The sequence below is a fragment of the Lentzea flava genome (genome assembly GCF_014648475.1).
GTDB lineage: Bacteria > Actinomycetota > Actinomycetes > Mycobacteriales > Pseudonocardiaceae > Lentzea > Lentzea flava.
Map to the genome: position 1 here is coordinate 1 of NZ_BMRE01000110.1, position 10,351 is coordinate 10,351.

A 10,351-nucleotide genomic window follows, 5' to 3' on the forward strand; every position below is an offset into this window, starting at 1 on the left:
ATGAACCATGCCGTCCCGCAGCAGCACGCCGCCGTCATTGCGCCAAGTCCGTCGGGAGAGCTCCGGTGACGGCGGAAGTCGCCGGTGGCCACGACGACGCACAGCACATCGTCGGGAGACTTCGTGATCAGCGGACGACCATCGGCATTCATCGCGACATCGAACAAGGTGTCGCCGAGCAGCAACTGAATGTGCTCAGCCTGGTCGCTGCCCTGGAGCACGAGCCTCAGCACGCGTTGCGGCTGCGGCAGATCCTCGACAACCCCGTCGTGAACGCCTTGCGCTACCCACAATTCTGCAAGTCGGCGACGATCAGAATTGTCCGGCAGAAGCGCGGGGCGGAACTCGCGATCGTGCGCAAGCTTGCCGCGGCCGCGGCGGCTCTGTTGATGTCACGGCGCGATCGGCAAGGGTATGACATTCACGTTGCGCCTGCCGAGCTGACCAAAATCTCCATGCTGCGGGACACAGGGGCCGGGCAGTAACAGCGGTGTGCTCCAGCCCGTCCTTCCAGGCTGGAGCAAGCACACTCAGCCGTACCCACCGATGGCCGACAACCGACACCGGTCCGACACGGATACGGCACAGTCCATATCGGATCTCGGCACATGGTCACCGAAGGTACGTCGCGACGGCGGCCTCAACCGCATGGCAACCTTCGAACTCACGCTCCAGATCTACGGCCCACATCATCGCGAGCCGGCCATGCGCGACACGACCTATCCACGATCCTCGCGTCCTCGCAAGCGGCACGATGATGGTTCAGTATGACTGACGGTGGTGACGGTTCAGTTTCAGTCTCCGACCCACAACTGGAGCGTGTCGTTCTGCTCCCAGGACCGACATTCGTAGCGCTGGCATGGATACCGGCCGTCGCCATCCCTGCGGCACTGAGCCAACGCATGCATGCTGTATGCCCCTTTGCAGGACTGGGCGTAGACCGGGATCCCTTGCCTCTCGAGGCTGTCAGCGTGGGCCGCCCCGGTAGCGGAAGCCACACCTCCGAGCATCGCCAGCGCGAAAGCAACACCAGCAACAATCCTGCGAAGCACGATGAACAGCTCCTTGCAGTGGCTGACGTTGGACACCAGATGCACACGGGAAAGCGAGAAGCCGTTGATTTCGACAATGTCCAACTTCGCGCCGTTGTGCATGGGGATTTGCCTGTTGGTGTGGGCAGATTTGCTGATCGAGCATGCTCAGGGTCGGCTGTGCGAACAGCCTCACTGTGGGTGAAGGCAGCGTGGCGGATGTCGTCGGACGGCGAGCCACTCGCGGTGTGGTCCACAATGGAGGGTTCATCGTGGCTCAACCGTCAGGATCGGTGAGCCAGCGGAACGCCCCCGCCGTCGGCCACGAGGTGGAGTTCGATTCCGCGGCTCTCCGCGGAGCGACGCAGTCGCTTGGCGATGTCCTGTTGCTCGACGTACACCGGGGGATTGTGGAACAGCTCGTAGTGGATGGCGCAGAGCGCCTTGGCCTGGAGCGCGGCGGCGGCTTCGACGGCCTGCTCGGGCGTCAGAGTCACCGGAACGTTGGCCTCGTATCCCTCGAACCTGGCGATCACGCCGTTCACCGGAACGAAAGCGACGTCGAACGGGCCATGATCGCGGGCGATCTGCCACCAGTTGCCGTGCCACATGGTGTCGCCGCAATGGATGATCCGCCTCCCTGCTCCCTCGACGACCCACGCGACCTGGTCGGAGTCCGTGCCCCGCCAGTCCAGTGAGGCAACCGGCGTCACCGTCAGCTCACCGATCTGACGAGGCCTGCCGAGTTCCTGGGAGATCGCGATGATGCCGTCCCCGAGCAGATCCGCGGCAATGGGTGCATGGCAGCCGACCGTGCCCGTGCCCGCCACTCGCAGCATGAGTTCGCGGTCGTAGTGATCGGGATGAAGATGTGTGATCAGAGCGTGCGTGCCGGGCGGCACGTCGACGGCGGGGAGCGGCCACTTGGGCTTCCCTAGAACGGGCTCCAGTGCCTCGATGTTCTCCAGGGCGTCGATCAGCAACGTCGTGGTGCCCAGGCGAACCTCGACGCCGGCCCAGCCGAGTCGTCGCACCTGAAGACTACGGGGCCTCTCTTTCACGGTCATGAGTGCTTTGCCTCCTCTTGCGACGTGTCGCCGCTGATGGTCGGTCGATTGATGCGCGGGAATCGGGTCACACCGCGGACAAGGCACGGACAACGTCCGCGAATCGTGCGGGCTCTCGCCTGGTCAGGTCTCGTACCGCGGTCGTGACGTGCTCGAGGAATCCGCCGCGTGTCGCCGCACCGAACGACGTGACCAACTGGACAGCAGGTTCTGGCAGACCAGCAGCCAGCAGTCCTGCGGCAAGGTCCTCGTCGTCAACGTGGACGAGTTCAACGGAGTCTCCTCGGATTTCCTGCGCGAGATCGACGAGCTGGCGGGCGCCCACGGCCTCGGGGCCGCTGATCTCGAGAGCCGTGTTCTCGTGACCTCTCCGAGTCAGGACGGCCGCAGCTGCCGCGGCACAGTCGTCGCGTGTCACGAATGCCGCGGCCCCATCGCCGATGTTCGTGAACAGTTTCCCCGTCGCGGCGGCGTTCTGGATCCCCTGCAGCTGGAGATGCGCGTACAAATGGTTGCGCAACATCGTCCACGCCAAGCCACTCTCCACCAGAGCCCGCTCGGTGAGCGCGTGATCGGCGACCACCACTGCCGGGTTGTCCGTCACCGGGGCCGGCACGGACGTGTAGGCGACATACGACACTCCCGCCACGACCGCCGCGTCAATGGCGGCACGATGCTGGTCCAGACGAGACCCGACGTTGTCGGTGGAGATCAGCAGCAGACGTTCCACCCCCGCGAACGCGGCCTTGACAGTGTGCGGCTCGTCGAAGTCCGCATGACGCACGTGCGCGCCGAGGGCAGCGAGTTCGTCCAGTGCCGCCGGCCTGCGCGTGACCAGCACCACCTCCCGCGGTTCGACGCTACGCAGCACCACTTCCGCCGTGGCACGCCCCAGAGCGCCGGAAGCTCCCGTGATACCGATCATGCCCACCCAATCTGTCGTCACCATGATTACAGTTGAACTGTAGCCACAGTGATTACGGAATGGCAAGATGTTCGCATGACCCGATCCACCAACACTCAGTTCGCGGTGGCCGTCCACGTCCTGACCTACCTCGCGGGCATCGATGACGGCCGACCCGCCAGTTCCGACGAGCTGTCCAAAAGCACGAACGTCAACCCCGTCCACATCCGTCGAGTAATGGGCCCACTGCGCGATGCCGGGCTCGTCCGGTCGCGCCCCGGCGTCCACGGAGGCTGGGAACTGGCGCTCACCCCGTCCCGGGTCTCCCTCGACCAAGTGTGGCTGCTGCTCCAGGGAACCGACCCCGTGCTCGGTTTGCACGATCCCGACCCGGTCTGCGCTACCGGACGAAGCGTGCAGAAGTCGCTGATCGCGCTCGACCAGAAGGTGGCCGGCGCGATCGCCGCCTCCCTGCAGCAGGTAACTGTTCAGCACCTGCTGGCAGAGGTGCACAGCGACGATGGCGCCGACCTCCGAGCCCGTCGGAAGGGCAGCCCGTGACGGTACACATGGGACACGTCGCAGGCCGTACGCGCATCCGGTGAAAGGTTTGAGCGGGCAACGTTTGGACCAGGTCGCCCTGAAAAGCAACAGAGGGTTCCCGACGATCGCGAGTACGCGCTCGCGCGGCCGGACGGCGACTATCGCCACAGGCAGTGGAAAGCCTTGCGAAGGCCCAGTTCTTCATACTCACCCGCAACGAGCGCTGACCGGCCCAGGTCGCCACACGTCGGCCGAGCCGGACGGTTCGGTGTGTCGCCAGGAGGAGGTGCGGCGGTCGTGGTTCTGCCGCGCCGAACGGGACCGCACCCTCGGCGTGGGGCGAGTCGTACAGGACGTGCGCGCCGCCGCGCGGCACCAGCACGATGTCGCCGGTCGCCAGCAGCGCGGGTGTGCCGTGTTCCGGGATCACACTCGGTCATCCAGCATCCCCTGCTTACGCGCAGACGCCTGTAGCCGTCCTGGGCGGGGTGCCGCGGTCATGGAGCTTGTTCAAGCACAGTGGTGTGGTTGACGCCCAGGTGGCCGCCAGCTCGCACCGGGGAGCAGCCGAGGTCGTAGAGGTGGATCGCGTCGTCGACCTGCTCGGGGAGAGGCCGCAGCGGCGCATCGGTACGCAGTGCCGCTGGAGGATGTTGCTGACCGTTCGCCGTTCGATGCCGAACCGGTCACCGAGTTCGTACACAGTCGCACTGGCCTGGTCGCCCGCAATCAACTCCTCAACCTGCTCGACGTGGAATTGCCGGGCACGCAGGGGTCGGTCGCGCTTGATCGATGACGGCTCGGCCGATCGAAGCTGGGATGCTTCTCCCTGAGCTCTTCCAGGAGCCCTGATCGCTCTTGCGTTCGAGTCTCTTGCGGTCGAGCAAGGTCGCCTTACCTCCACAACTTTGACGAGATACGCGAATCGCCCGCTGACCTGTGCAGGTTTGGCGAACGATCTTGAATTTCGTCTACTGTGGACGGTTGCATTCCAACCGGAGCAAAGCTGAAGCATGGCCCGAATGTCCACCAAACAGCGCCCACGCCGGACGACGGTCCGGCTTGATCGAAAGAGGCCGTGCAGCTCGCGGAAGTCCAAGACTGGGAGGGGTGGGGCGACCCCTGCCGCCGCCCCACCACCTGTCCCCCCAGAGCCCCGAGAGAGGTCCCTGCAACCCGTCTCTCAGGTTCCCCTGCGCCCGAAAGTGGGGGACGTCTGATCAACCGCACGAGTGCGGCCCGCGTTGCCGGCGCGGTTCCGTTCATCACCGGAGTGGTGACTGTTCTCAGCGTGCCCTGACGCAGCGCGCTACCGCGTCCTGCGCTGCGAAACGTGCGAGAGGGCCCCGTCTCGTGCGACTGACCATCTCGGGAGATCCGACTCGGCACAAGCCGGGACAGTGGCGTCAGGGCCGGTGGTCGTGCACGCGGAACTTCAGCGTGCACGACCACCGTTTCCGATCGAGAATACTGCCACGGAACGACGTCATCGCGTCCGCCTCGCCACTTCTACCTTGCCGTGACCGGCACCGTGCATCAGGGTGGCTCACATTTTCTCGCAGCATTTCGACAAGCGACACAGCTTCCTCGTGCCGTACAACGGATTCAATGCTAGCCTGGCGCGACACTGCCCGTCCACTCAGTCCGGCGTGTCCGGACCTATCGGTCACCACTATCTGCCCGGAACTACTTCGTGCCTGCTCTCAGCCTTCGCGGACGGTGCAGTGTTCGATCACGCAAAGGATCGCGTGTGCCTGTTGTGAGGCTGGGGAACGCGGACCTGGGGACCTCATGCCCCAAGGTTCCGAGAGGCGTGAGGTTACGAGCTGAGCAGGTTCTTCCGCCCCCGAGCGACTGGGCCGTTTCGTGGTGAGCCCCCTCGGCAAGCTGGACATGGTCACCTACCGCATCGACAGGTTCACCGCGACCACGGTGTGCTCGATCCCCAAACGCGCTCATCGCCCAGCCAGGCAACACGGTCGGCACGATTCCGCCTGTCGCGAACAAACTTCACTTTGTGGCGTGAGTTTTGAATTAGTCTACATTGGAGTCATGCGTTTCATCCTGAACATGATCTGGCTGGTGCTCGTCGGGCTCTGGATGGCCATCGGCTACGCGGTCGCCGGTCTCCTCTGCTACATCCTGATCATCACGATCCCATGGGGCATCGCGTCGTTCCGCATCGCGAATTATGCCCTGTGGCCGTTCGGCCGCGAGGTGGTCGACAAGCCCGGCGCGGGCACCGGTTCGGATGTGGGCAACGCCATCTGGATCATCTTCGCGGGCCTCTGGCTCGCTATCAGCCACATCGTCACCGGCATCACGTTGTGCGTCACGATCATCGGCATCCCGCTCGGCGTCGCCAACTTCAAGATGGTGAAGATCTCGCTGAACCCGCTAGGCAAGGAGATCGTCAAAGTCCCGTGAGGGTCTCTGAAGCGCACGCCTGTCAGGACTCATTGCCCATGACTGCGATGTGATTGGCCAGGTTGACCACCACGGGTTTGCATCCCGCATCGGCGATCAGGCGGACACGGGTGCTGCTCGTCTGATCGCCGCATGGGGAGCTCGGCCCGAAGGAAGAGGTCGGCCCTCGGCTCGAGGGGTCGAGGGGTCGAGCGAGATGCTGCGGCTGGTCGCCAACGGTTCGCAGCGACCGGCGGCGATGTGCTGGCCACCGTCCCGCGCGAGAAGCGGACCTTCCACCGGTTCCGTCCCCGGTGACCGATGAGGTCGAGGCCCGGTTGATCGCCATGGGCTCCGCCGCGCAGCAGGCCGAAGGTCCTGCACGCCACGAACGCGCACACCAGCGAACCGAGCAACGAACGACGACCGCCTCCGAGCTGAAACATGGTGCATGACCCTGCTCGGTCTGCGGTGCGTTAGCGTGAGGAATTGAGGGCCTCCTGGGTTAGCCGGTGCAGATGCCGCAATCCACACCGAAGCCGGAGGCCTCCCTCATTCCAAAATCATCCGATCAGGTGTGGAACCGTTGGCAACGTCTCGGGTCAGTACAACTAGCCGACTTGGATACCGCCCACGCCGAAGAACGCACGCCACGACCAGGCGATGCCCTCTGTCTGCTCCAGGCCGTGGCAGCCCAGCGCCAGCGGGGCTCCGGCGACCGGCATCACCGTAGGCGCGACACGCAGGACGTAGCTGCCGATCAAGGCGACGAGGAGCCCCACCAGCCCGAGCGATCTCGCCGACCTGCTCACGCCCAGAGTGGCAGCTGTCGTGGCGCGGTACTCGTTGTGGACACAGTTGCGGTGCGGCACAACCATTCTCGGGGACACGGGCTCGATCAACCGCTCGGCGACGCTCGCCCAGGCCGCGACCGACCTGGGGATCCGGTACGCGGTAAGCCTGCGGGCGGGAGACGTCGTGTGCGAACCGGGCGCCGACGCCCCGGCGCGCACGAGGGACGCGGACCAGCTGCTGTCGCGCACCGAGGAGGTGGTGCAGCTGGCCGAACGGCAAGTTCGTGCGAGCCCGTCCCGGCACGGTCTACGTCACGAACATGTCCGACGAACTCGGCAAAGGGCTCGCTGATCTCAGCGCACGACACGATCTGCCTTTCGTCACGTACGTCGCGACGTTGCGCGCGGAGGCGGACGTGATGCGCTGGCACTTCGGCACGACAGGTCTGCGCCGGCTGCACGACCTTCGTCTGGTCACTGCCAGGTTCACGGCGTGCACTGCGGTTTCCTCGATGACGAGGAGCAGGAGCTGCTGCTCGCAGCGAACGCCTCGCTCGCCGTGTCTCCCGCCAAGTACGGCTGCACCCGCCGAGACGCTCATGACCGAGACCGACACGATCACCACGTTGCGCCGTGCGGCACTCCCTGTGTCGTTGTCGACCATCGGATCGCCGGTGCCGCATCCGGGCATGGTGGAGGCGATGCGCGCCATATGGCATGGCTGCGCCGAACGCACGGGGGATCCCGCCGAAGTGCTGCCAACCAACGTGCTGGCCATGGCAACCCGTGCGCCCGCCGCAAGCCTCGGCTGGTCCGGCATCGGGTCGATCGAGCCGGGCGATCTCGCCGACCTGGTGCTCATGCGCACCGACGATTGGCGTTACCTGCTGCAACCCGGCCGTTGCAGAGCCTTCTGATGCTGGACGGCTGGCAGGAGGTCGACACCGCGATCGCCGGTGGCCAGATCGTGCTGCGCGACGGTCACGCGACCGAAGTGGACGAGGACGGGCTGCGCTCCGACCACCTGGACGCACTGGAGTCGTTCAGCTCGCGGTGCCTTGGGGTTGACATGGCACCGCTGGCGCGAGCAGCGCTGCGCCGAGATCGGCCCGCCGCGTGAGGGCGTGCGATTCGGCCGTGCAGGGCAGTGGAGGCGACTGTCGCACAGGTCTGAGCGGGCGGATCGGAGATGGCGACTCGGCCTGCCCAATCGCGGCGAGCCGGGCACACAGCCTGCGCGCGGTGAGCTCTGGCACCGCCGCTACAACCTCCCCGCACAGCCGGAACGTGAACTGCACGTGCAGCCCATCGGTGACGGGCAGCACTCCCTGCGGTCTCGTGCCTCGGAGGCGTGTATGCACACCAACACGAACTACCCAGGCCACAGTTAGGGCAACTAATTAACGATCTGTCACCAAGCAAGGCGACAAACGCGCCATCCACGTTGCCCATATGTCCAACCGAGCGTTCAGGGCAGAGGCGTCTCAGTAGAACACCGTTCAACGCGTTCACGGCGCACACGGACCGCCTCTTCACCCCAGACGAGCCTGCGAGCCGTCCAGGGCCTCGCGCCACGCAGAATCGGTTGAACTGCGTCCGGATCTGCGTTGAGCTCGTCCTCGACCGCGATGAGGCTCAGCGCAGTGTTCGCGAGGTTGTTGTAGATCATCGCCGCCTCATCGGCAAATCCGCATCCCCCAGCCCCCGCGTCCCTCCATCGATCACCCGCTGTGTCCCCGCCACCGGCCCGAGCACCACAAGGTGTCGCGCGATGCCTGGGTGGTGCAACGCCCGCCGGCGGATGTCTGTGAGCAACACGCCGAACCAGTGCCGCCAGGGCAGGTCGAACTCGAGCAGCGGAATCTGCGCGACCACCCGCTGAGCAACCGCCCACACCAGCTGCCGACGGCCTCCACCACCTGAACCGCGGTCATTGGCGTCAATCCGACCGAACCTCGGGACTACGGAGGACGAGACGCCACCAAAGCGGCATATTTCGCCCAGCCGCCAATGTCTCCACCCGACCTCGACGAGGCCAGACTCATGAACATTTCCCGAGCCGGTCAGCGTGGCGATGGCGCCGAACTCAATGATGCCGTCTGCGGCGAGAAGCTCAAGACAGCGACCCCACGGCCAGAGAGGCCGAACCCGAGTGCGCTGCTCAGAGCGACCTGATATCCGGGCCCTTTGGTGACCAGCCAGGCCATGCAGGGCCCCAGGGCCAGCCGCATCTCACCCCTCTACACGGGCACCTGGCCAGACCGTAGCCCGGTCAGCCGGTCCTCGTACCGTTCAGCCTGGTCGGCGCGACCAAAGGGTGCGGCTCACCACTCGGGAGGTCATCCCCGTCCGCTGTCGTAGTCGGACAGCCGGTCGAGGAGTTGCGGTAGGAGGCTGAGCTGAGCCTGTTCGTCAGGCTCCAGGACCGTGCCGATGGCCTGAGCGATCCAGTCACTCCTGGATCTGCGATCCCGATCCAGTGCGGCGCGGCCCTGCGCGGTGAGGGTGAGCAGGAATCCGCGATGGTCCTGCGGATCGTGCCGCCGGGTGATGAAGCCCAGCGTCTCCAGGTCTTTCACCGTGCGGCTCTGGCTCTGGTGGCGCACCCCACGACGCTGAGCGAGAGACGCGGTCGAGGCGTCGCCTTCGCGGTCGAGCAGACCCATGGACTCAGCCAGTGGTGGCGGGAGGCTGTAGGTGTGTGCACGCGTGACACGCACGAACCTGCCGACGGAAGTCCGCAACCGCTCCGCCAGGCGATCTCGGTCAACCACGAGTCAACTGTACAGCCTGGCTGTGCGCCGCTGCGCCGCTGCGTAGCTCCAGCGCGACGGATGCGCGGCGCATCACAGGGCGACGAATACAGCAATGCTGTACAGTCTTGCTGTGTTACTGACGAGTGAGCCTGAACGGAACCACATGAAGCTGACCAAGTTCGCCCATGCCTGCGTCGTCCTGGAGAAGGACGGATCCAAGATCGTGCTGGATCCCGGCACGTTCACCCCGGATGCGAAAGACGCCGTCAGCGGTGCCACCGCCGTGCTGATCACCCACGAGCACTTCGACCACTTCGACGACGCCCTGCTCGCCACCGCACTGGACACCGACCGCGGACTGCGTGTGTTCGGGCCGCAAGCGGTTCTCGACAAGCTCGGCAGCCACGATGGACGGGTTCAAGCCGTCAAAGCCGGGGACGCCCTGACCGTCGACGGATTCAACGTCACGATCCACGGAGAACAGCACGCCGCAATCCATGCGGACATCCCCCTCGTCGACAACCTCGGCTACCTGATCGACGAGACGGTGTTCCACCCCGGCGACTCTTACTTCGTCCCACGCGCGGCCGTCGACACGCTGCTTCTGCCAACCAGCGGCCCCTGGACGAAGCTGGGCGATGCTGTCGAGTACGTTCGGGCGATCAAGCCGCGCCAGATGATCCAGATCCACGAACTCATGCTCAGCGACCTGGGGCAGAACTCGACCCGTACCTTCCTGGCCAACCTCACCGGCATCGAGGAAACCCTGCTGCTCCCCGGTCAGAGCATCAACCTGTGAGTTTCCTAAGTCAACCTCGGCGCCTTGTTGATCTTGGTGGCGTGGTGGATG

Annotated in this window: 12 protein-coding genes; 7 read left to right on the forward strand and 5 right to left on the reverse strand. The window is 65.3% G+C overall.

The features are described 5' to 3' along the window. Positions 1-65: 65 nt before the first annotated feature. Positions 66-485 (forward strand): hypothetical protein, encoded by a 420-nt coding sequence (locus IEZ09_RS45215; protein WP_189260028.1) that lies wholly within the window; start codon positions 66-68, stop codon positions 483-485. Between the two features lie 309 nt (positions 486-794). Here IEZ09_RS45215 and IEZ09_RS45220 read toward each other — a convergent pair whose 3' ends face one another. The 3 genes from IEZ09_RS45220 to IEZ09_RS45230 all read right to left on the reverse strand — a co-directional run bounded on the left by IEZ09_RS45220 (position 795) and on the right by IEZ09_RS45230 (position 3,140). Continuing rightward, positions 795-1,154: a hypothetical protein gene (locus tag IEZ09_RS45220; RefSeq protein ID WP_189260029.1), complete on the reverse strand. Its 360-nt coding sequence runs from the start codon at positions 1,152-1,154 to the stop codon at positions 795-797. A 161-nt stretch (positions 1,155-1,315) separates the two neighbouring features. Next, positions 1,316-2,098, reverse strand: a complete 783-nt coding sequence (locus IEZ09_RS45225; protein WP_189260030.1) for an MBL fold metallo-hydrolase — start codon at positions 2,096-2,098, stop codon at positions 1,316-1,318. A gap of 67 nt (positions 2,099-2,165) precedes the next feature. After that, positions 2,166-3,140, reverse strand: coding sequence for an NAD(P)H-binding protein (locus IEZ09_RS45230; RefSeq protein WP_229813548.1), 975 nt, complete (start codon positions 3,138-3,140; stop codon positions 2,166-2,168). Between IEZ09_RS45230 and IEZ09_RS47260 the strand changes: the two genes are divergently transcribed. From IEZ09_RS47260 to IEZ09_RS45245, 3 genes are all read left to right on the forward strand, one after another. Next, positions 3,099-3,563 (forward strand): Rrf2 family transcriptional regulator, encoded by a 465-nt coding sequence (locus IEZ09_RS47260; RefSeq protein WP_229813549.1) that lies wholly within the window; start codon positions 3,099-3,101, stop codon positions 3,561-3,563. The genes IEZ09_RS45230 and IEZ09_RS47260 overlap by 42 nt on opposite strands. A 619-nt stretch (positions 3,564-4,182) precedes the next feature. Beyond that, positions 4,183-4,341, forward strand: a complete 159-nt coding sequence (locus tag IEZ09_RS45240) for a hypothetical protein (RefSeq protein ID WP_189260032.1) — start codon at positions 4,183-4,185, stop codon at positions 4,339-4,341. A 1,256-nt stretch (positions 4,342-5,597) separates the two neighbouring features. Continuing rightward, entirely contained in the window at positions 5,598-5,972 is a 375-nt protein-coding gene (locus tag IEZ09_RS45245; protein ID WP_189260033.1) for a YccF domain-containing protein, read from the forward strand. Positions 5,973-6,562: 590 nt separating this feature from the next. Here IEZ09_RS45245 and IEZ09_RS45250 read toward each other — a convergent pair. Next, positions 6,563-6,994 carry a hypothetical protein gene (locus IEZ09_RS45250; protein ID WP_189260034.1) on the reverse strand — a complete coding sequence of 144 codons (432 nt, stop codon included), beginning with the start codon at positions 6,992-6,994 and terminating at the stop codon, positions 6,563-6,565. A gap of 350 nt (positions 6,995-7,344) precedes the next feature. Between IEZ09_RS45250 and IEZ09_RS45255 the strand changes: the two genes are divergently transcribed. Further along, positions 7,345-7,662, forward strand: a complete 318-nt coding sequence (locus IEZ09_RS45255; protein ID WP_189260035.1) for an amidohydrolase family protein — start codon at positions 7,345-7,347, stop codon at positions 7,660-7,662. Then, the gene (locus tag IEZ09_RS45260; RefSeq protein WP_229813550.1) at positions 7,647-7,865 is read left to right on the forward strand and encodes a hypothetical protein; all 219 of its coding nucleotides are present in this window, start codon (positions 7,647-7,649) and stop codon (positions 7,863-7,865) included. Before IEZ09_RS45255 ends, IEZ09_RS45260 begins: the two co-directional genes overlap by 16 nt. Positions 7,866-9,084: 1,219 nt before the next feature. Here IEZ09_RS45260 and IEZ09_RS45265 read toward each other — a convergent pair. Further along, positions 9,085-9,411 (reverse strand): MarR family winged helix-turn-helix transcriptional regulator, encoded by a 327-nt coding sequence (locus tag IEZ09_RS45265; RefSeq protein WP_189260037.1) that lies wholly within the window; start codon positions 9,409-9,411, stop codon positions 9,085-9,087. Between the two features lie 253 nt (positions 9,412-9,664). Here IEZ09_RS45265 and IEZ09_RS45270 point away from each other — a divergent pair, with 253 nt between their 5' ends. After that, positions 9,665-10,300, forward strand: a complete 636-nt coding sequence (locus IEZ09_RS45270; protein ID WP_189260038.1) for an MBL fold metallo-hydrolase — start codon at positions 9,665-9,667, stop codon at positions 10,298-10,300. The last annotated feature ends 51 nt before the right edge of the window (positions 10,301-10,351 follow it).